The organism is Hyphomicrobium sulfonivorans, assembly GCF_013306565.1.
Lineage (GTDB): Bacteria > Pseudomonadota > Alphaproteobacteria > Rhizobiales > Hyphomicrobiaceae > Hyphomicrobium_A > Hyphomicrobium_A sulfonivorans.
In genome coordinates this window covers 208,341-229,840 of sequence record NZ_PZPO01000006.1, presented here as the reverse complement: position 1 = coordinate 229,840, position 21,500 = coordinate 208,341, and the positions used below count along the sequence as shown (strand labels likewise).

Below are 21,500 nucleotides of genomic sequence, written 5' to 3'. Positions count from 1 at the left end.
CACAAGTCGGGGCGGCCTAGTGTCGATAGAGGAACAACCGGAACAGATCGTCAGGCGAGCAATAAAGCTCCTCAGCCGATGTAAAGCCCGCTTCCCGTCCCAGCTCCAGCCATTGCGTGGCCGTCTCCTGCAGATCGCAGGTCCGCACATGATGTATCGCCTCGGCGTACTCATGCGCGGTGAGAGCAGTCCATTCCCGCCGGCAAATCTCGTCGAAGCGTTCAAGGTAAGCGGGCCGCGTCTCGCCATCGCGGCAGGTCGGCTCGTAAGCCAGAAACGCACCCTGCGGCGCCAGCGCGCGTTTTACGCCGCGCATGAATTCAAGCTTTCCATCCGTTTCCAGATGGTGCAGCGAAAGACTGATCCAGACGATGTCTGCCGGCTGCTCCAGACCCTGCAGCACCGTTGAGAAGTCCGCCTCCGTCAGCGTCACCGGCGCATTGACCGCTGCAAGATTGTCAGCAGCCAAAGCAAGCGCGGGTGCAGACAGATCAACGCCGAGATAGCTCTCAACCGGCGCATCGCGCATCACTTTGGCAATGCCGCTGGCGTCACCACAGGCGAGATCGATGAAATGAAACGGACGCGCTATGTCGTCGGCAAGGAAGCGTTGCAACACGCTGCATGCAACGCCGTTTGACAGATAATCGTGCTGCAGGAACTTGCGATAAACGTCCCACTGGTTCTGAAAGATCACCAGAGCTTCTTCGTCCGGCACAGCCGTGCCCCGTTGCGCCGCTTCCGCCATCGTCTCCTCACCGATCATTCATTCGCCACGGCCTGACGCGGCCGCACGGCGCATTCCGTTACCGACTGTAAAGCGCTTCGCGATCCAGCGGAACGATACTGTTCGCTATTTGCTTCAACTCGAACATATGGCGCCGAGCCTTCCTTAAGCGCTGACATACACTATGCATCTCGTCCATCCTGGAGATGATCCCCGGAGCTGATCCATGTCTCGCGTCGGCGTATTGGCGCTTATCTTTGTCCCACTTCTGGCCGCCACCTCGCATGGCGAAACCCTCTATCGATCACCACCATCGGATAACAGCGAGCAGCAGACGGTGCGCCCTGTCGGCGATCCTGAAGTGCTGCCGATCGGCATCGACTTCTTCTTTCTGGAACCTGAGGGCGGCTATGAAGAAGCGTGGCCCTGGCCACCGGCGTCGCTCGATCAATAGCCTCGGTCGTCCGCCTGAAGATCAGGCCAAGCCTTATGAAACCATCTTGCGGCCCGGTCGCTCCTTTGCCAGCAAGGCTGCAACCTGCTGCGCCGGCATCGGGCGGCCGACATAGAAGCCCTGCGCCTCTGTGCAGCCTTCGCTCTTCACCATGGCAAGCTGCTCAGCGGTCTCCACACCCTCGACCACAGTCTTGATCTGCAGACTTTGAGAGAGCGCCACGACCGAGCGCAGGATGGCCAGTGCGCTGTCGAGCTCCTGCCCGGCGCCGCTTATGAAGTGCTTGTCGATCTTGATTTTGTCGAAGCGCATACGCGTCAAATAGCTGAGCGACGAATAGCCGGTGCCAAAGTCATCCAGCGCGATGTCGATGCCGATATCCTGCAGCTTGCCCAGCACAGCCGGCACCTCGGTGCCTTCCTGCATCAACACTGATTCAGTGATTTCCAGTTCCAGCCGGTTCGGCGACAGGCCCGATGCACCGAGCGCGGAAATAACCGACTGGCGCACACAGCCCGAACGGAACTGTGCCACGGACAGGTTCACGGCAACGCGTTTGGGCTGCGCCCAGCTTGCGGCCTCTTCACACGCGCGCCGCAACGCCCAATCACCAAGTTGTACAATCAGGCCGCAATCTTCGGCCACGGCAATAAACTCCGATGGCGAGATGAACCCGCGCTCGGGATGCTGCCAGCGCAGCAACGCTTCAAAGCCTGCGATGCTGCCATCGGCCAGATTTATCTGCGGCTGATAATAGAGCTCGAACTGGCCTTCACGCAGGGCAATGCGCATATCCTGCTCAAGCTTATGGCGCGCGCGCATGCGCCCATCCAGCTCGTGCTCGAAGAAGCGGATGTTGCCGAGCCCGTCTTCCTTCGCGCGCCCCAGCGCCAGTTCAGCACGCTTCAGCAGATCATCGGCAGTCTCGCCATCAGACGGCGCCACGGCAACACCGGCGCTCACAGTGATCGTCAGCGAATGCCCTTCGATGTCGAACGAAGTGCCGAGCACTGACTGCGCCTGCGTGGCGATGTTGTCGACTTCATTCGGATCGTCAACGCACTGCAGGATGACAAACTCATCCGCGCCGATACGCGCGACGATCTCTGACGCTTCCATGCGGCGAAGCAGTCGTTGCGCTACACTCTGCAGCAGCACATCGCCGACCGATGGGCCGAGCGTTTCGTTGATCTCCTTGAAGCGGTCGACTTCGACGACAGCCACAACGAGATTGCGTCCGTCGACAACAGGCAGAAGCTGCTCCAGACGTTCCTTCAGCTGTGTACGGTTGGGAAGATCCGTCAGCGCATCGTGACGCGCCATATACGAAAGCTTGGCCTCGATGCGCCGCAGCTGCGTAACGTCATCGTGCGTTGCAAGCCAGCCGCCGCCTTCCATGGGCTGGTGCGTGATGGCGATGATCCGCCCATCCTGCAACTCGTGCAGCTGCGTGTTGCGCACCGGCTCGCGTACCGACGACAGCCGCTCGACGAGATACGCGTCAGCATTTCCGCCCGGGAAATTGCCGGCTTTTATGCGGCTTTCGATGATGTCACGGAAACTGGTGCCGCGACGCGCCAGTCGTTTCGGCAGATCATAAATCTCAAGATAGCGATGATTGCAGACGAGCAGCTTCTGCTCGCTATCAAACATGCAAAGGCCCTGGGACATGTTGTCCAAGGCCGTCGTGAACATCCGGTTCTGTTCGCTGATCTCGACATCCCGCGTCGCCAGCGCGTCGAACGCTGCCTCTGCTTCCTCGCGGGCCTGCACGGATTCACGCAAATGATGGCGCGCAGATTCCAGCGCTTCGCCATAGTCGGTCATATGCGCTGAACGGCCCAACAATCCGCGTGCTGCACAGGCGCCAAGCGCCAGCACGAACGTCAGTGCGGCCAGCGCTACGATACGCTCGACTTCCGCTGCCGGAAGCACTTCGAACGATGTCAGATGATAACGGTAATCGCCGGTGACGGACGGCAATCCGTCGGCCATCACCACGCCAAGCACAAGCGCGCTCCAGCCAACGACCGCCGACGCGCCTGCGACAGCAATCGGGCGCGGATGGAACCGCAGCGCGCGCACACCGATGAGAACCAGCAGCATCACGAAGGTCGGCGCCTTCAAGATTCCGCTGGCCGGGTGATCAAATACAAACTGATAGCTCCAGATCGCCGCCAGCACGATAACGACGTCGATCATGGTGAGAATATCGAGACGGCGTTCGGGCAGGCGTCCGGAGCGAACCAGGTACCAGCGCGCCGCGGATGTGGCGACTAGCGCACCCAACGCCAGCGCAAGCCATCCGTTGAGATCCGGCAGACCGTTACGCAGGCCAAATGTATTCAGCAGAAGGATGAAGACAGCTAGGCCACCCTGCGCACAGGCAATTGCCTTCTCGCTGCGCACGTCCTGCTCAAGCAAACTCTGTGTCAGACGGCGCGAGCTACCGTTGACGCCGTTGGCTATACCAACACCGTCCCCCCACCCGTCTGATTTGGACGTCGGCGCACCTACCAACGTACCCTCCCACAGCAGTACACCTCCGCGCGACGACGCCTGTCCCGCCCTCCTCAGAGGCAAGCGGGGCAGACATCACGCGTTCGGAGGTGCACGCTGCCAGAGGGCGGGTTACCATCCGTTTGTTCGTTGGGCAGTTGATGCACGCATTTGCATCAATGAATGCAAGCGCAGTTAACGACCTATGACATCACTGCCCGTTGTGTCCTATTGGCGGACACCTTCGACCTCAAGACCCAGCTCGACCACTTCCGATGCCGGCCCAAGGTCGAAGTTGATGCCGAAGTCCTTCAGGCGCAGGGTGGTGGTGCCGGTGAAGCCCTCGCGGTGATTGCCCCACGGATCCGGGCCGCCGGCGATACGCGTGGCGTCAATCGTTACTTCCTTGGTAACGCCATGCAGCGTCAGGTTGCCGGTAATTTTCGCCTTGTCGCCATCCAGCTTCACCGAGGTGCTCTCGAACGACGCTTTCGGGAATGCGGATGTATCGAGGAAGTCCTTGCCGCGCAGATGATTGTCGCGCTCGGCGTGGTTGGTGTTGATGCTGCTCGGGTCGATCTCGACCTTCACGCTCGAAGCCTCCGGCTTGGCTTCATCAAAAGTGAACGTGCCGTTAAACTTGTCGAAGCGGCCGGTCAGCCAGCTGAAGCCGAGATGCTTGATGCGGAAGTTGATCGAGGCGTGAGCGCGGGCGGTGTCGATCACGTAGTCGGCGGCCTGCACGGCCGGGGCTGCAAGCACAGCGGCTACCAGCGCCAGGGTGGCGGTCGTCAGTCTCATACTAAGCTCCTCAGGATTTGGATGAATAATGGGTGGGGATCAGCGATTGCTGGATGAACCAGACCACATGCGGCCGAGAACGCCGCTGCGGTCGTAGAACTGGTGTTTCAACGCCGCCAGGGCGTGAACGATAACGAGCAGGATGGTGAGGTGCGCCAGCAGCGCGTGCGCGGCGCCGGCCGGCTTCTCCATACCCTTGTTCTCAATGATGGCCGGAACGCTGAACCAGTCGAACACCTCGATCGCGCGGCCATCGGCAGTCGACATCAGGTAGCCGCTGATCATCAGCGCCAGCAGCAACGGATAAAAGCCCCAGTGCACGACGCGGGCGGCGGTGCGCTCCATCTTCGACAGGTCACTGTCGTCGGGCTTGTCGTTGACGATCCGCCACAGGAAACGTCCGAGCAGCAGTGTCAGCAGAATTATGCCGATGCTGCGGTGGATGTCCGGAGCGAGCTGGTAGTAGGGGCTGTAGTAGGTGAGATCGACCATCCACAGGCCGAGCCAGTACATTCCCAGGATGGCAACCGCCATGCCCCAGTGGAGCACCCGTGTAGGCACGCCGTAGCCTGCGCTCGTATCGCGGATCATCATGCCGTTCGCCTCGCCCCCTGCGGTCATCAGCACGGGTGATGTAGGCATCCTGGCGTGAAGATCAAGCCGGATCAGCTCACGGTGATGGCGTTTCAAAAGGCGAAAAAGATCATACGATAGAACGAGTTGGCAAAACGACGGAAACAGTCCGCGCGTTACGTTTAGTGCCAAGGTTGAGTTTGCCTGTGGGCCTGAAATCGGGCTTGTCCTGACGCTGATCAATACCGATCTCCACCCGCATCAACTGACATGCTTCATGCGGCCGCAGCGCTTGCACAACATGCATGACTGCCCTGCACGCGCGCACCGCCCGCGATTCAACGAAACGCTGAAAGGCTCTAGGCCAACGCCATCACTTGACGGCGGCATCAATCCAGTCGGCGCAGCGGCCTGCCAGCTCAGCAGCGCCATCCTCCATCACCAGGAAGTGTCCCCGGCCCTGCTCCTCGCGGAATGTGGAATTGGCATAAAGACCTGAAACCGCGCGGCATGTTTCCGGCGATATGACCAGATCGTCGGCACCCGCGACCACCAGCACCGGGCACTGCACCTTGTGCGTTTCAACCGTCGTTGCCCGCGCGGCATCGAACATCCAGAAGAACAGTTCGAACAGCGCTTTGCCGGACTCCGGGCTGAACATGTCGAACACGCGGCGCTGCGCTTCCGGCGGCAGGCTGGCAAGCGAGTCGCCCTTCGCAACCTCAAATGAAGGATTGAGCGCCTTGTTCCAGAACGGCGACGCCTGCATCAGCCCCTTGGCCAGCGCCATCTCTCGCGTTGTAGATGGCAGAACGCCCCATGGCGCTGCGGGCGTCAGCAGCACGATGGCTTTGGCCAGCCCCTGCGCTGCAAGCTGCTGGGCGATCAGTCCGCCCATCGAATGACCGAAGATCACCGGCGGTTCCGAGAACTGCTTCACGAAGGCAGCCATGTCGCGCGTGTAGTCAGCGACACTCTGCTCGGCGAGTCTGGGATCGGCTGGCTGAGCGGGACCCGGCACATGATACGGCAGATCAGGCGCGTGGCATTCCCAACCGTGCTGCTGCAGCACCGGCATCATGTCCGCGAAGCACCAGCCGCCGCAAAAAGCGCCGTGAATAAGCACTGCCGTGTTGGTCATACCCAGTTCCCCCTGTGACCGGAGCAGCATGCCAACAGAGGGTTACCATTTTTTGCGCGCGCCTCCACACCGTCGAAAGAAGCAATCAGGGCAGATTGATGCGGCGGCCGGTGAAGTGGCGGTAGATCGCTTCGAAGGCAAAGGCTGCCAGCGCGATGCCCACCAGAGCGATGATGGCGGCCGGCTCCTTCTGATAGGTGTAGACCGCAAGGATGCAGAACATCGCCAGACAGGTGAGCATCGCCAGCCAGACGAAGAAGGGATTGGCACCGGTCTGCTTCAGTATCCGCAGATGGCCGCCATTGACCGCCGCATAGAGCAGCAGGAACGCGGCGCTGCCCATCATCGCGATGCCGGCGAGATCGAACATCAGCATCACCACGATCACCAGAGCCGCCGTCAGCAGAAGTCCGCCAGTCGCCTGCCGCCATTCGATTTGCGACAGCCGCTTCGGCAGTTCGCCATCGCGTGCGATCATGTAGCAGATGTTGGCCGAGCCGAAGAGCGTGGCGTTGATGGCCGATGCGGTCGACAGCAGCGCCGCGATGGCAATCAACCGGAAGCCGGTTTCACCCAGAAACGGCTTGGCGGCTTCGGCCAGCGCATAGTCGCGCGTGCGTTCAATCTCCGCGTTGGTGAGATTGCCTGAAACGGTGAGCGACACCGCCAGATACAGAATGATGACGAGGATCACAGCGGTGTAGAGCGCGCGCGGCAGCATCTTCTTGGGGTCGCGCATATCGGCCGCCGTGTTGGTGATGAGGCCGAAGCCCTCATAGCCGATGAACAGCAGCCCCGCGCCGAACAGCACCGATTCCGGCCCCGGCCATTGCGACGGCGAAAGGTTCTCGCCCTTTACGAAGTAAAGCCCGATGACGGAGAACAGAATGAGGATCGCCAGCTTGATGCCGACGATGATGGTCTCGCCCCGCCCCATCACCTTGGCACCGAACGCATTGAGCAGCGTCACCAGCAACACCGAAGCGATCGCGAGACCTTTGATCAGTACGGGATCGGGCGTTGTTGAGATGAAAGTGGCGGCGTAATTGCCGAACGCCATCGCATAGAGCGCCAACGAGATAATGTATCCGGCCCACATGAACATGTTGAGGCCGCCGACGAACACGCCGTCGCCATATCCGACAACCAGAAAACTGACTGCGCCGCCGGCTGACGGATAACGCGTGCCGAGCTTGGCGTAAGAGTAAGTGGAGAGCAGCGCCACGACGCCGCCGATTGCGAACGCCGCCCACATCGCGTTGCCAGCGGCTTCCGCAACCACGCCGAGAATGGAAAATATGCCGGCACCGACCATGCCGCCGATGCCGATCGAAACAGCGGCGGCCATGCCGATCTGTCCGGTGCCTGAGCGTGTACCGGACGATGAACCGGATGCGACGGACTTTACGGTGCTGTGCTGCATGGCGCCTCGCTCGCGTGAATGGCACGCGCGAACACACCGATGCTGATCCAGTTGATCGGGATGCCCATCAAGCGGCGCGCGCTAGCAAAACGCTACGGCGGCGAGACGTAACAAAACCTTCTATGCAGCAGGAAGAAGCGATGGCATCGGCGTATAAGCCTTGCCATCGCTAATCAGCCTCAACCCTTCAGGGGTGAGATTTATTCAATACCGAGCTTCTGCTTCAGGATCTCGTTGACGGCCTGCGGATTGGCCTTGCCGCCGGAGACCTTCATCACCTGCCCAACAAACCAGCCGATCATCGTCGGCTTGGCCTTGGCTTGCTCCACCTTGTCGGGGTTGGCCGCGATGATTTCATCGACAGCCTTCTCGATCGCGCCGGTGTCCGTCACCTGCTTCATGCCGCGCGCTTCGACGATCTCGGCCGGATCACCGCCCTCTGACCACACGATCTCGAACAGATCCTTGGCGATCTTGCCCGAGATGGTGTTGGACGAAATGAGATCGACGATCGCGCCGAGCTGGGAAGCGGAAACCGGCGAGTCGGCGATGTCCTTGCCTTCCTTATTCAGGCGGCCGAACAACTCGTTGATGACCCAGTTCGCAGCAACCTTGCCATCGCGACCCGAGGCAACGGCTTCGAAGTAGTCAGCCGAAGCGCGCTCGGCGACCAGAACGGTGGCGTCGTAGTCGCTGAGGCCGAACTCCTGCGTGAAGCGCTCTTTCTTTGCGTCCGGCAGTTCCGGCAGCGACGCCTCAAGCTCGCCGACGAAATCCATCGTCAGCTCAAGCGGCAGCAGATCGGGATCGGGGAAGTAACGATAGTCGTGCGCTTCTTCCTTGGAGCGCATCGAACGCGTCTCGCCCTTGCCCGGATCGAACAGGCGCGTTTCCTGATCGATCTTGCCGCCTGCTTCCAGAATATCGATCTGGCGCCGCGCTTCCGTTTCAATCGCCTGACCGATGAAGCGGATCGAGTTGACGTTCTTGATCTCGCAGCGGGTGCCGAGCTGATCGCCGGGCTTGCGCACCGACACGTTCACGTCCGCGCGCAGATTGCCCTTCTCCATGTCGCCGTCGGAGGTGCCGAGGTAACGCAGGATGGTGCGCAGCTTGGTGACGTAAGCCTGCGCCTGCCTGGACGAGCGCATCTCGGGCTTCGACACGATCTCCATCAGCGCAACGCCGGAACGGTTGAGATCGACGTAGGAATAATCCGGGTGCTGATCGTGCACGGACTTGCCGGCGTCCTGCTCAAGGTGCAGGCGCTCGATGCCGATTGTCAGCGTCTCGCCGTCAGCATCGATCTCGATCTCGCCCTCGCCGACGATCGGCTGCTTGAACTGGCTGATCTGATAGCCCTGCGGCAGATCCGGATAGAAATAGTTCTTGCGGTCAAAAACGCTCTTCAGATTGATCTTCGCGTTGAGACCAAGCCCCGTGCGCACCGCCTGTGCGATGCACTCCGCATTGATCACCGGCAGCATGCCCGGCATGGCCGCATCCACCAGCGACACATGGCTGTTGGGCTCGGCGCCGAAGGCGGTTGCTGCACCTGAGAACAGTTTCGATTTCGACGCCACCTGGGCATGCACTTCGAGGCCGATAACGACCTCCCACTTGCCCGTGGCGCCCTCGATCAAATTCTTTGGATTGCTGGCGGTAGCCGATTCCTGCATGGGTAACTCCTTGCCAGCGCCCTCGTTATCCCACCGCGTCGCGCGGGGCAAGCGGCTGCGGGCCGGTCAGAAAGGCGCGATCGTCCTCAACGATCTCCAGCGGCTCGGGCGCCAGCGAGAACGGATCGGGATGGCGACGCGATTTGCCCTCGAAATAGCACCCTTCCTCAAGCACCAGCTTGCGGTGATAGATGTGCCCTTCGACATGACAGCCTGCGCACAGCACCAGTTCGTTAGTGTAGATGGTGCCCGAGCATTCGCCGCGCACAACAACGCGATCGGCCACGACAATGCCGCCGACATCGCCACGCTCGATGATGATGAGTTCCCGGCAGCGCACTTCGCCGTCGACAGTGCCTTCGATTGTGATCTGGCCATCGAGCGTCAGCGACCCGATGATGGTCACAGCCCGCTGAATGAGCAGCGAGCCGGCAGAGCGACCCCGCCCCGCAGTCAGGTTCATCATGACGCAATACCCCGAATGAACACTCGTCCCCAACGCTGCCCAAGCTTTGTCACGCCGGTGCACCGTTTTTAGGCGGCACCTTAAATGGCTTCCGGAAAAGTGGGAACCGCTTTTCCAGCTGCGGCGATCATTCAAGCTAGTCGGAGTGGCGTGGCGCTTTTCGGGCAGCTCCGCAGCTGCGGGCTTAGGCGCTCTGACGAACGTCAGCGCTGGTTAACACCGGCAGATATAGAGGACAGCGGAGCTGCCAGAGGCCACCTTAGGCTTTGCGCCGGGCGATCCAGTAGCCCAGCGCCGCCCAGGCGAGACCGGCCACAAACTGCACCGTCAGCAGCGCCGCTTCACCACCCAGCGCGTGGATGGGCAGCAGGCCCACCGCTGCTGCCAGCCAATAAACCGCGAAACCGGCGATGGCAGCCACAAACCCGGCCAGGATCAGCTTTTGCCACTGGTCACAGCGGCGGCCCATCATCACCGCGACGACAATCACCACCGGATTCAGCAACGCCAGCTTGAGCAAGGTGACCGGATCGAACGCAACGATTTCCATTTTTTATTTCCTGCCGGACTCAAGTGGAAAGAGGCTTAGTACGACCGGCGTGGTGCCGGTGGATGGCCGGCGCTCGCGCCGGGGCGCCTTGCGCCCTGTTAGCACAAATCGGTGCTACCGCCACACGCGGTGAGAGGCTTAGTACGACCGGCGTGGTGCCGATGGATGGCCGGCGCTCGCGCCGGGGCGCCTTGCGCCGGGTACCATCCCGCCCGGACGTCACGCATTACCGGCGTCAGCACTGCCCCCGCCGTTGCCTTCCATCTGCCGTCGCAGCTTCTCTTCTTCGTACTGCACGAACCAGCCGATCATCTGCCGCCACAGCGCCTCAGTCAGCTCCGGCGGCAGCCCCTTGTCGTTGGCGTGCGCGCGCACTTTGTCGATCACCTGCTGAATGCGCCACGGCACATAGGCTTCAGCCGGATTGGCCTTCAACTGCCAAGCGCGATCGACAAAGCCGAACCGCTGCGAGATCAGGTCCACAAGTTCGCGATCGAGGCGGTCGATCTCATCGCGCACCTCGGCCATCGACGTGCATTCCTGCGGCTGACGCCCACCCATGTCACCTGCTCCCGCTGCTGTCGCGTTGTCGTTTGCCGTTAGCGCGCCGTTTCCCACCAGCGCTGCGGCACCTTGAAGTGCCCGGCAGCATCCTCGATCACCTGCGCGGCGCGGAACAGCGTCGCTTCATCGAAAGGTTTACCGATAAGCTGCAGGCCGAGTGGCAGACCATCGACCGAAATACCGGCCGGCACCGAAATGCCAGGCAGGCCAGCCATGTTCACCGTGACGGTGAAGATGTCCTGCGCATACATCGCCATCGGATCATCCAGCTTTTCGCCGATCTTGAAGGCCGGCGTCGGCGTGGTCGGGGTCAGCAGCACGTCTACCGACTGCCACGCGTCGTCGAAGTCGCGCTTGATCAGCGTACGTACTTTCTGTGCCTTGAGGTAATAGGCGTCATAATAGCCGGCCGACAGCACATAGGTGCCGATCAGCACGCGCCGCTGCACTTCCTTGCCGAAGCCCGCAGCGCGCGAGTTCTCATACATGTCGATGAGGTCTTTGCCCTCGACACGCAGGCCATAGCGCACGCCATCGTAACGGGCGAGGTTTGAAGAAGCCTCAGCCGGCGCTACGACATAATAGGTTGGCAGCGCGAATTTCGTATGCGGCAGCGACACCTCATGGATGGTGGCGCCAGCGGCCTTCAGCCACTCGATGCCTTCCTGCCAGAGACGCTCGATATCCGGCGACATGCCTTCAACGCGATATTCCTTCGGCACGCCGACGCGCAGCCCCTTTACGCCCTGCGCAAGCGCAAGCTCATAGTCGGGCACCGGCGTTTCAACCGAGGTGGAATCCTTCGGGTCGTGACTGGCCATCGAGCGCAGCATGATCGCAGCGTCGCGCACCGTCTTGGCCAGCGGTCCGGCCTGATCCAGCGATGACGCAAACGCGACGATGCCCCAGCGCGAGCAACGCCCGTAGGTGGGCTTGATGCCGACAGTGCCGGTCAGCGCTGCAGGCTGGCGGATGGAGCCGCCGGTATCGGTTGCCGTTGCACCAAGGCACAGGTCGGCGGCGACGGCAGCGGACGAACCGCCCGACGAACCACCCGGCACCAGATTTTCCGAGGTCAGCTGGCCATCGGCACCGGCACGACGCCACGGCGAAACCACGGGCCCGTAAGCGCTGGTCTCGTTCGAGGAGCCCATCGCAAACTCATCGCAGTTGAGCTTGCCGAGCATCACCGCGCCTGCGTTCCACAGATTGGAACCGACCGTCGATTCGTATGTCGGAGTGAAGCCCTCAAGAATCTTCGAGCACGCCGTTGTCTCGACATCCTTGGTGCAGAACAGATCCTTGTTGCCGAGCGGCAGCCCTTCAAGCGGGCGCGCATCGCCGGACTTCAACCGCCGGTCGCTTTCCTCAGCCTGCTTCAGCGCCAGCTCGGGCGTGGTCCGCACGTACGCGTTGAGTTGCGGATTCGCGACTTCAATGGCGTCGATGAACGCCTGCGTCAGTTCTGTTGCCGACACTTCTTTTTTGCGCAGCTTGTCGCGCGCTTCGGCGATGGTGAGCTTGGTAAGATCCGTCACGGTTATCGCTACTCCACCACCTTGGGCACCACGAAATAATGGTCTTCGACCATCGGCGCATTCTTCACGATGTCATCGGCGATGTTGCCGTCGGTGATTTCGTCCACGCGCTTTTTCAGCTCGATAGGCACAACGCGCGTCATCGGCTCGACAGTGGTTGTGTCGGCCCCATTCAGTTCTTCGGCCCAATCCAGGATGCCGGAGAGTTCACCCTCCAGAGATTTGGCATCCTCATCGGAAATCTTGATGCGCGCCAGGCGCGCAATGCGCCGGACCGTCGTCTCGTCGACCCGCATGGCTCCTCGCCGGTATGTTGAACGTCGCTCGGGTTGCAAGCGCCCGCACTCTTAGCCCCGCGCGCGGAGACGCGCAACTTAACCGTCACGCCTGCCCCCGATTGCGGTCAGAAACGTTTCCGCTGCGACAGAAACGGCCCCAGGATGTCCGAAGCATCGTCGGTCCAGGCCGAAACGTTGCCGTCGTGGAAATCCTGCGCCCCCGGCAGCGCCCGATAGGGATCAAGTGCCAGCATATCTTTGGCAAAAACGGCAACCGTGGATGAATTTTGCGCATAGGTGCCATCAGCGTCGTCATCCGAAACGATCAGCCCCTTTAATTCGGGCACCAGCGGCAAAGTGGCCCCCAGCACCGCTTCCAGATCAAGATAGCGGTTGGAGATGTGCAGGACGACCACGCCGTTATCGGTCAGCTTGCGGGCATAGAGTTGCAGCGCCTCCGCCGTCATCAGGTGAACCGGCACCGCGTCGGACGTGAATGCATCGATGATCAGAAGATCGAAGCTGTGGTCGGGCTCCTTCTCCAGCGTCAGGCGGGCATCGCCCACCACGCCGTCGAAGTGCGGCTGACAGTTGGACAGAAACGTGAAGTGCCCCGATTTCGACGCGATATCGACCACCAGCGGATCAATTTCGAAGAAGCGCCACTGCTCATGCTTGCGCGAATAGCAGGCCAGTGAACCGGCCCCGAGGCCAACCACGCCGAAGCGGCCGGTCTCTCCCAGCTCATCCATCTTGGCCTGGGCAATCTGAACCGACTTGGCCATGGGGCTGCCCGGATAATAATACGTTCCAGGCGTCACATCGGCGACGGTATTGCCCTTGAAATCGCGGATGCGTTGCGCGCCATGCAGCGTCGTTCCGTGGGTAAACACATTGAACTCTGAATCTGCCGACTGCGCGACGCGGTAGACACCATAATAGCTGCGCTGCGCGTTGCCGCGCTTCACCGCCGACGGTAGAATCGCGACGACTGCAAACAGCAGCAGCACGGTAACGAGCTGGCGTGCCCGATAGCGCCAGAACAGAATCGCGACGGCCGCAAACAGCAGCCCAACCACAGGCGTCACACCCCACTCGCCAAATTCGTATCCGTTCACTACGAGCCACATCGGCACGTTGTTGATGATCAAAGCGCCGACGATGAAGATCCCCAGCAGCCAGATCAGCTCCCGCACCGGTGTCGTGCGCGTCGTGAAAACGCCGGGACGACACGCCAGCGAAAGCGCGATCAGCAACGGATATTCAAGCACCTCGGAAAAAAGCTGCGGCGCTATGAGGGCTGCGAACAGGCCGCCGAGCACGCCACCGAACGACATCCAGAGATAGAACTCGGTGAGGAAGTGCGCTTTCGGACGGTTGAGAAACAGCGTGCGATGCGCGACCAGTGCGGCAAGGAAAAACGCGGCCAGCCCCGCCACGCTCGTCAGGGTCCATGTGTCGTGCTTGGTCTGCGACAGCTCCAGCAGGGCAAAGACAACCACACCGAACTGCAACGGCAGTAGCAGCCACATCGGCAACGGCAGGCGCGTCTGAAACGCGAGCACATAGGTGAGCAGGTAGAGCGACAGCGGCAGCACCCACAGCAGCGGTGCCGATGCGACGTCGGTGGTGATATGCGTGGTGAATGCGGTAAGCAGCGCGGCGGGAATCATCGCCAACCCGCACCACGCCGCTCGCTCCCGCCAGCCCGGCGTAGGTCCCGCATCTTCTGCAGCGAGCTGCTGCTTCACTTCCAGACTACCGGCGCGGCGGCGCACCAGCAGAAAACAGAAGCCAATGGCAACGATCAGAACGCAATATAGGATGGTCCAGTATTCGCTCAGCGCCGTCAGCCCGAAGGTTGGCTCAAGCAGAAACGGATATCCCAGCAGCGCAATCAGGCTGCCGAGATTTGAAGCGCCATAAAGAAAATAGGGATCGGTGGCGTGCGGATGACCGGAGCGCGCAAACCATGCCTGCAGCAACGGCGCATTTGCCGCGACGGCAAAGAACGGCAGTCCGACAGCAACAGTGAACAATCCGAGCTGCCAGAGATATGGATTTCCGGGCGGCGGCTCGTTCCAGCCTTCCGGCAAGCCGATCGGCAGCACCAGCAGTGCCAGCAGCGCGACCGCCAGATGCACGAAGCCGGTTGAGGCCGAAGGCACATTGCGGATCAGCAGGTGCGCATAGAGATAACCCGCGAGCAGCGCCGACTGGAAGAACAGCAGCGCCACCGCCCAAACGGAAGATGATCCGCCCAAAACCGGCAGCACCATTTTCGCGAATACCGGCTGGATGGCAAACAGCAAAAATGCGGAGAGAAAAGTCGTCGCGGCAAAGACTACCAGAGTACTCAGGCCCGCGTTCACGGCTTCGTTATCTTGCTGCACCACCATCCCTCGTTGTGTGGCCCTATCCCTAGCGGCCGCTTTGATCGCATTAGAATCTGAACAAAGCTGCCCTATGCACGTTCGGCGGTAAATACGTTTACCAAGCCCAATGTGGAGTATATGAAGCCCCAATCCGCAACAATCCTCAGGGCGCCTTTATGGAAAATTTATCGGGCGACCCCGATCGCGGCATTACCACCGACGACATCGAAGCTTTCGCAGCGGTCATTCCGGCGCGTGCGCCGCTGATCGGAATAGATGCCGGCACGAAAACGCTCGGCCTTGCCCTGTCCGACATCACACACACGATCGCTTCCGGGCTGACAGTCATCCGGCGCACCAAATTCAAGGAGGATGCCGCCGAGCTGCTTCGCCTCACCTCGCTGCATAAGGTGGGCGGATTGGTGCTGGGCCTGCCGACGAACCTCGATGGCACCTCAGGCCCGCGCGTGCAGGCCACCCGCGCCTTCGCCCGCAACGTGAATGCGCTGACGCCGCTGCCGATATTGCTGTGGGATGAACGGCTTTCAACCGCAGAAGCCGAGCGCATGCTGCTGGAAGCGGACACCAGCCGCAAGCGCCGGGCGCAGGTGATCGACAAACTGGCAGCCACCATCATTCTGCAGGGTGCGCTGGACCGAATGCGCTTCATGCACCGTTAGGCCGCTTTGGCTCGGTTAAGGATTGCGCCGTGCGCATACGTACGGCACGCGCCCCGTTAACTCTCAACATATTTTGGCCCGCGACTTGCCGCGCCGGGGCACGCTTCTGTCCCATGCGCGCCGCAATGGCTTGCAAGGCTTTCAGCCCGCTACCCTGTTGAGGTGGGTCGGTAGCTGAGTGGGTCAGTACATGTCGCAGGCAACACAACTTCTCCGTCGGCGTTCGGACGCCCGCCGCGTTGCTCCGTTGCCGCCGCTTTCCGACGATCACGCAAATTATGCTGCCCGCTTTACCTATCCGGCCCGGCGCGATGTGCGGCGCCTGATGCGCTCCTCTTCGCGCCTTGCCGATCTTGCCATCGTCTTTCCCGGTGCGGCGTATGCCATCGCCAGCCGCCACACACCGCTTGAATTGCGTAAGGCCGCCATCGCCCAGGTTGAAGCGGGCGAAGCGCTGAAGACAGTCGCAGCCACACTCGGCCTGCCGCTCTGGCTGCGCCGTCTTCCCCCGGAAGCGTTTGACCAGCCGATCAGGGCGCTGCCGCATAGCGAAACTTTCACCCGTCGCATCGCCAGCCGGATGCCCGCCGACCCTGCCCACAGCGCTTCGTGGTTGCAGGCGGTGACATTCGGTACACGCGCGTGCAGTGACGACTTCACGCTCTGGCTGGCCGATCAAAGCATTTACGCAGAGCCCGGCGACCCGGAACGGATGTTTGGCGTGCTGGCCAGCTATGCGTGGCACTCCCGTGCGCCGCAGACGCGCGCACACAGCCTCATCGTTGTGCCCTGGCGTCCTGAAATTGCGTTCGACACGGCTCTTTGCGCGGCAAAAAGCTGGTTCAGCCGCATTCGCCTCACGCTTCAGCTCAGCCATGGCGCCGTTTCCGATCCGTGGCTGTCAGGCGGCCTTGTGCGTGGTTACACGTTCGTGCCGCTGCTCGATCAGCACGAGATCCTCACCGAGGCGCGGGCAATGCAGAATTGCGCCGATCAGTATGCCGATCGTCTGGCCAGCGACCGCTGCCGCCTGTTTTCCATCCGCCGCCACGGCGACCACATCGCGACGCTGGAAATCGGCCCGCACGCGCGCGAAGCCGGCATGCTGACAATCACGCAGCTCAAAGGCCGGCATAATCTCGCCGCACCGCTGGAGGTCTGGCAGGCCGCCTATGCGTGGCTGGCTGGCCAAACCAATCTGCGCCGCATGCCGCCGCGCACATTCCCAGATCGCCAGTTCGACAACGCTGCGTGGACCGATATGCTCGCGGATTATCGCGCCGCGACTGAAGGCGCGCCCTGGTTGCCACATGCGGCCAACCCCGTCGTTTTCGATGAACTTGAAAACGAAATGGGCGAGCTTGCACGCCGCGCCGGCGTTTCATCCTGGCTATTCACTTGACGTCAAGCAGCCACGCTCGGCGGCCGGTGCCGCGCAGCGGTGTCGCCGAGCACAGTCGCCAGCGCTAACTTAAAATGCGCTCGGCGGCCGGCGCCGCGCAGCGGTGTCGCCGAGCGCCACAAAGAGCTAGCTCTCGTTGGGTGACGCCCGCGCTATGATGGCACGAACGTCGGCGTGCTCCAGACCCTGCCCGTATGTCTGTCGCGGATCGCCAAACAGGCGTGTGGCAATGAAGGCATCCGCCACTGCGGGTGGCGCATGAACGCGCAGAATGGTAGCGGCAGCCAGAACGGCAAAGCTTTCCACCAGCGTGCGGCCACGTGCATCCAGGAATTTCGGCTCCTGCAACATGCCTTCGATGCGCGCGTGGGCGCGGCGCAGATGCTGATCGTCGCCAGCGCCGGCCAGCAATTCTTCCATCACCGATTCAACCGCCATCGGCTCGCGTTGCAACACCCGCGCGACATCCAGCGCCATGACGTTACCGGAACCTTCCCAGATCGAGTTGACCGGCACCTCGCGATACAGGCGCGCCAGCGGTGCTTCCTCGACGTATCCGTTGCCGCCAAGGCATTCCATCGCCTCGGCCACCATCGGCGGCGCGATCTTGCAAACCCAGTATTTGGTGACAGGCGTCATCAGTCGCCGCCATGCCGAAGCACGTGGATCATTCGAGCGATCGAACGCGCGCGCCAAACGGAACGCCAGCGCTGTCGCCGCTTCCACATCAAGCGCCAGATCGGCCAGCACCTGCTGCATCAGCGGTTGATCGACCAGCGTGCGACCGAAAACGGATCGGTGTTCGGCGTGGTGAATTGCGTTGGCCAGCGCCGAACGCATCAGCCCCGCCGACGAAACCGCGCAATCGAGCCGCGTGTGCGTCACCATCTCGATGATCGTCGCAACACCGCGACCGATCTCACCCACCGCGCGCGCATAGGCGCCGTGAAACTCCACCTCCGACGACGCATTCGAACGGTTGCCCAGCTTGTCCTTCAGGCGCAGGAAGTGCAGCGCGTTGACGGAGCCATCGGGCAGAAAGCGCGGCACCAGAAAGCACGTCAGCCCGCCGTTGCTGCCATCAGATGATTGTGCCTGCGACAGCACCAGAAATGCATCCGACATCGGCGCCGACAAAAACCACTTGTGGCCCGTGAGCCGATATTCGCGCCCCGGACCGCCCTTGCCGCCGATGGGCTCGGCCACGGTGGTCGCGGCCCGAACATCCGTACCGCCCTGCCGCTCTGTCATGCCCATGCCGAGCGTGATGGCCGTCTTGGCGCCCGGCGGAGCAAAACTCGGATCGTATTCAAACGGCAGAACGCGCGGCACCCACTCGGCGGCGATTTCGGGTTGCTGCAGCAGCACGGGCACGGCGGCGCTGGTCATGGTTACGGGGCAGCAGTGCCCTGCCTCCATCTGCGCCGCCATGTAGAAGGCCCCCGCGCGGGCGACATATGCTCCTGTGCGCCGCACGCCGTTTCGATCCGCCAGGTGGCTCCAGACCGAGCTATGCAGGCCCTCGGCGCAGCTTGTGCGCATCAGCGTGTGATAGGCGGGATGGAACGTCACCGTGTCGCGGCGGTTGCCATAGCGATCGTGCGTGGCCAGGCGCGGCACGTGCTCATTCGCCAGCCGCGCGCGTTCCTGAGCCTCGGCGCTCCCCGTGATCACGCCGAAAGCGCCCAGCGCCCGCGCGGCATAGCCTCCGCCCTCCCGGTCAATCGCCTCGGCCAATGCGGCATCGGACGTGAACAGGTTCACGTCCTCGAACGGGGGCGACTGGTTGAATTCGCCGGATTTGTCGGTTGGTGCGACCATTACAGCAGTTTATTGCGCTTCTGGCTGTGGCACGGCTACCCGCCCTTAACGTATTCCCCAGCTCATATGCCCGGGGCGCTTGGGCGCAGTTGCCGAGCCCTATGAGTCTACCTATACAAACGGCTTTGATGACCAATGCTGTAGCCAAAGTCGAGACGCTCCATTTTCCGCACCGCCACCTCCTCACCGTGGAGGGGCTGGGCGTTCAGGAGATCCATTTCCTGCTGGACCTTGCCGATCGCTTCGCCGACGAGAACCGTCAGGCGGGCAAACGGCATGATGTGCTGCGCGGGCGCACCCTCATCAACCTGTTCTTCGAGAACTCGACCCGCACGCAGGCCTCGTTCGAGATGGCCGGCAAGCGCCTTGGCGCCGACGTGATGAACATGAGCGTCGCGACGTCATCAGTGCAGAAGGGCGAGACGCTCATCGATACCGCCGTCACCCTCAACGCCATGCGGCCCGACCTTATCGTCGTGCGCCACCATGCGGCGGGCGCGGTGGAACTGCTGTCGCAGAAGGTCGACTGCTCCGTCATCAACGCCGGCGACGGCTCACACCAGCATCCGACGCAGGCGCTGCTCGACGCGCTCACCATCCGCCGTGCCAAGGGCCGCATTGAGGGGCTGACGGTAGCGATCTGCGGCGACATCCTGCACAGCCGCGTCGCGCGCTCGAACATCATTCTGCTGAACACGCTCGGCGCCCGGGTGCGTCTGGCGGCCCCCTCGACGCTGCTGCCAGCTGCGCCGGAACGGCTGGGCGCGGAAGTTTTCACCGACATGTGGAAGGCCGTTGAAGGCGCCGACGTGGTAATGATGCTGCGCCTGCAGCGCGAGCGCATGGAAGGCTCCTACGTGCCATCGGTGCGTGAATACTTCCACTTCTTTGGCCTCGATCATGAAAAGCTGGCCCGGGCCAAGCCCGACGCCATCGTCATGCACCCCGGCCCGATGAATCGCGGCGTCGAAATCGCCTCCGCAGTCGCCGACCATTCCTCCAGCGTGATCCGGGAGCAGGTTGAAATGGGCGTTGCGGCGCGCATGGCTGTACTCGATGCCCTGGCCCGAAACCTGACGAAGCGATGAACACAACACCAAGTCCGCTCTCCAAACGCCCGCAGCGCGCGCACTCCGACGCGGCTACGGCATTCATCAACGCGCGCATCATCGATCCCGCCACCGACCGGGACGAAGCGGGCGGACTGATCGTGAGGAACGGGCTGATCGAAGATCTGGGCCCTCACCTGCGCCGCAATGCACCGGAAGGCGCGACCGTCGTTGACTGCAAGGGGCATGTTCTGGCGCCGGGCCTCATCGACGCCCAGGTATTCGCTGGCGAACCGGGCTTTGAGCATCGCGAAACACTGAAAACCGCCAGCCACGCCGCCGCCGCCGGTGGCGTCACCACCATGGTCGTGATGCCGGACACCAATCCGGTTATTGATCAGGTTGCGCTGGTCGACTTCATCCAGCGCCGCGCGCGCGACAATGCCATCGTGCACGTTCACACCATGGCGGCGATGACCAAGGGCCTTAACGGCGAAGAGATGACCGAGATCGGCCTGCTGAAACGGGCCGGCGCAATCGCCTTTTCCAACGGCAAGCGCTCGATCGCCAACACGCGCGTGATGCGCAATGTGCTGCTCTACAGCCGCGACTTCGGCGCGCTGATCGTGCACCACACGGAAGACCCTTATCTTTCGGCCACCGGGTCGATGAACTCAGGCGAGGTTGCGGCGCGGCTTGGCCTTTCCGGCATCCCGAGGGCCTCAGAGACGATCATCCTCGAACGCGACGTGCGCCTCGTCGAGATGACGTCCGGCCGTTATCACGCAGCAACAATTTCAACCGCTGACAGCCTTGCGGTTGTACGCGCCGCCAAGGCCAAGAGCCTGCCTGTGACATGCGGCGTCACCATCAATCATCTGACACTGAACGAAAACGACATCGGCCCCTACCGCACCTTCTTCAAGATGCGCCCGCCGCTGCGTGCCGATGCCGATCGCGCCGCGATGGTTGAAGGGCTGGCATCGGGCGACATCGACATCATCGTGTCGAGCCATGATCCGCAGGACGCCGACGACAAGCGTCGCCCGTTCGCCGAAGCGACCGATGGCGCTGTAGGCCTGGAAACGCTGCTGCCCGCAGCGCTACGGCTGCACCATTCCGGCGAGCTGCCGTTGATGACCATTCTGCGCGCGCTCACAATCAATCCGGCCAAGCTGCTTGGCCTGCACTCGGGGCGCCTGGCCAAGGGCAGCATCGCCGACCTCATCATCTTCGATCCGGATGAGCCGTGGGTGCTGAACAAAGACCAGCTCCGTTCGCGCTCGAAGAACTCACCTTTTGATGAAAGCAAGATGCAGGGCCGCGTGATGCGTACAGTGGTCGCCGGCGAAACTGTTTATCAGCGCTAGTCAAAGCACCTCGCAGTCGGCGATCTTTCAATCCCGCGCCGCGTAGTGCAAAATTTGGCATCGTTGACGTTCACGATAGACTTTATAGCCGCTTGCCTGTTACCGGGCAG

The 21,500-nt window shown here is 61.9% G+C and carries 19 protein-coding genes; 5 read left to right on the top strand and 14 right to left on the bottom strand.

The window, feature by feature from the left end; genetic code table 11:
- Positions 1-16 precede the first annotated feature (16 nt).
- Positions 17-766, bottom strand: a complete 750-nt coding sequence (locus C6Y62_RS14460; protein ID WP_173954511.1) for a class I SAM-dependent methyltransferase — start codon at positions 764-766, stop codon at positions 17-19.
- 187 nt (positions 767-953) lie between these two features.
- Between C6Y62_RS14460 and C6Y62_RS14455 the strand changes: the two genes are divergently transcribed.
- Entirely contained in the window at positions 954-1,181 is a 228-nt protein-coding gene (locus tag C6Y62_RS14455) for a hypothetical protein (protein WP_068461722.1), read from the top strand.
- A 33-nt stretch (positions 1,182-1,214) separates the two neighbouring features.
- Here C6Y62_RS14455 and C6Y62_RS14450 read toward each other — a convergent pair whose 3' ends face one another.
- From C6Y62_RS14450 to C6Y62_RS16775, 12 genes are all read right to left on the bottom strand, one after another.
- Complete coding sequence (locus C6Y62_RS14450; protein ID WP_173954510.1) at positions 1,215-3,590, bottom strand: EAL domain-containing protein; 2,376 nt, start codon at positions 3,588-3,590, stop codon at positions 1,215-1,217.
- A gap of 318 nt (positions 3,591-3,908) precedes the next feature.
- Positions 3,909-4,481: a YceI family protein gene (locus tag C6Y62_RS14445; protein WP_068461726.1), complete on the bottom strand. Its 573-nt coding sequence runs from the start codon at positions 4,479-4,481 to the stop codon at positions 3,909-3,911.
- 39 nt (positions 4,482-4,520) lie between these two features.
- Positions 4,521-5,102, bottom strand: a complete 582-nt coding sequence (locus tag C6Y62_RS14440) for a cytochrome b (RefSeq protein WP_246274801.1) — start codon at positions 5,100-5,102, stop codon at positions 4,521-4,523.
- Between the two features lie 325 nt (positions 5,103-5,427).
- Positions 5,428-6,195, bottom strand: a complete 768-nt coding sequence (locus tag C6Y62_RS14435) for an alpha/beta hydrolase (protein ID WP_173954509.1) — start codon at positions 6,193-6,195, stop codon at positions 5,428-5,430.
- An 85-nt stretch (positions 6,196-6,280) separates the two neighbouring features.
- On the bottom strand, positions 6,281-7,618 hold the full coding sequence (locus tag C6Y62_RS14430; RefSeq protein WP_173954508.1) for an APC family permease: 1,338 nt from the start codon (positions 7,616-7,618) through the stop codon (positions 6,281-6,283).
- 200 nt (positions 7,619-7,818) lie between these two features.
- The gene (gatB, locus tag C6Y62_RS14425; RefSeq protein WP_173954507.1) at positions 7,819-9,297 is read right to left on the bottom strand and encodes an Asp-tRNA(Asn)/Glu-tRNA(Gln) amidotransferase subunit GatB; all 1,479 of its coding nucleotides are present in this window, start codon (positions 9,295-9,297) and stop codon (positions 7,819-7,821) included.
- A 25-nt stretch (positions 9,298-9,322) separates the two neighbouring features.
- Positions 9,323-9,763, bottom strand: a complete 441-nt coding sequence (locus C6Y62_RS14420; protein ID WP_245281887.1) for a bactofilin family protein — start codon at positions 9,761-9,763, stop codon at positions 9,323-9,325.
- A 259-nt stretch (positions 9,764-10,022) separates the two neighbouring features.
- On the bottom strand, positions 10,023-10,313 hold the full coding sequence (locus tag C6Y62_RS14415) for a hypothetical protein (protein WP_068461730.1): 291 nt from the start codon (positions 10,311-10,313) through the stop codon (positions 10,023-10,025).
- A 219-nt stretch (positions 10,314-10,532) separates the two neighbouring features.
- Positions 10,533-10,874: a chorismate mutase gene (locus C6Y62_RS14410; RefSeq protein WP_068460251.1), complete on the bottom strand. Its 342-nt coding sequence runs from the start codon at positions 10,872-10,874 to the stop codon at positions 10,533-10,535.
- Between the two features lie 38 nt (positions 10,875-10,912).
- Positions 10,913-12,415, bottom strand: coding sequence for an Asp-tRNA(Asn)/Glu-tRNA(Gln) amidotransferase subunit GatA (gene gatA, locus C6Y62_RS14405; protein ID WP_068460249.1), 1,503 nt, complete (start codon positions 12,413-12,415; stop codon positions 10,913-10,915).
- Positions 12,416-12,423: 8 nt separating this feature from the next.
- Positions 12,424-12,711, bottom strand: a complete 288-nt coding sequence (gatC, locus tag C6Y62_RS14400; RefSeq protein WP_068460247.1) for an Asp-tRNA(Asn)/Glu-tRNA(Gln) amidotransferase subunit GatC — start codon at positions 12,709-12,711, stop codon at positions 12,424-12,426.
- Between the two features lie 107 nt (positions 12,712-12,818).
- Positions 12,819-15,086, bottom strand: a complete 2,268-nt coding sequence (locus tag C6Y62_RS16775) for a fused MFS/spermidine synthase (protein ID WP_173954506.1) — start codon at positions 15,084-15,086, stop codon at positions 12,819-12,821.
- Positions 15,087-15,244: 158 nt separating this feature from the next.
- Between C6Y62_RS16775 and ruvX the strand changes: the two genes are divergently transcribed.
- Both ruvX and C6Y62_RS14385 read left to right on the top strand, forming a co-directional pair.
- Positions 15,245-15,748 (top strand): Holliday junction resolvase RuvX, encoded by a 504-nt coding sequence (ruvX, locus tag C6Y62_RS14390; RefSeq protein WP_173954505.1) that lies wholly within the window; start codon positions 15,245-15,247, stop codon positions 15,746-15,748.
- A 190-nt stretch (positions 15,749-15,938) separates the two neighbouring features.
- Complete coding sequence (locus C6Y62_RS14385) at positions 15,939-17,150, top strand: PcfJ domain-containing protein (RefSeq protein ID WP_173954504.1); 1,212 nt, start codon at positions 15,939-15,941, stop codon at positions 17,148-17,150.
- 126 nt (positions 17,151-17,276) lie between these two features.
- On the opposite strand, the gene C6Y62_RS14380 is transcribed toward C6Y62_RS14385, so the two are convergent.
- Positions 17,277-18,971 (bottom strand): isovaleryl-CoA dehydrogenase, encoded by a 1,695-nt coding sequence (locus C6Y62_RS14380; protein WP_173954503.1) that lies wholly within the window; start codon positions 18,969-18,971, stop codon positions 17,277-17,279.
- Between the two features lie 128 nt (positions 18,972-19,099).
- Between C6Y62_RS14380 and C6Y62_RS14375 the strand changes: the two genes are divergently transcribed.
- Together C6Y62_RS14375 and C6Y62_RS14370 are read left to right on the top strand one after the other, a co-directional pair.
- Positions 19,100-20,059 carry an aspartate carbamoyltransferase catalytic subunit gene (locus C6Y62_RS14375; RefSeq protein ID WP_068460237.1) on the top strand — a complete coding sequence of 320 codons (960 nt, stop codon included), beginning with the start codon at positions 19,100-19,102 and terminating at the stop codon, positions 20,057-20,059.
- Positions 20,056-21,390: a dihydroorotase gene (locus C6Y62_RS14370; protein ID WP_173954502.1), complete on the top strand. Its 1,335-nt coding sequence runs from the start codon at positions 20,056-20,058 to the stop codon at positions 21,388-21,390. Before C6Y62_RS14375 ends, C6Y62_RS14370 begins: the two co-directional genes overlap by 4 nt.
- Positions 21,391-21,500: the final 110 nt, after the last annotated feature.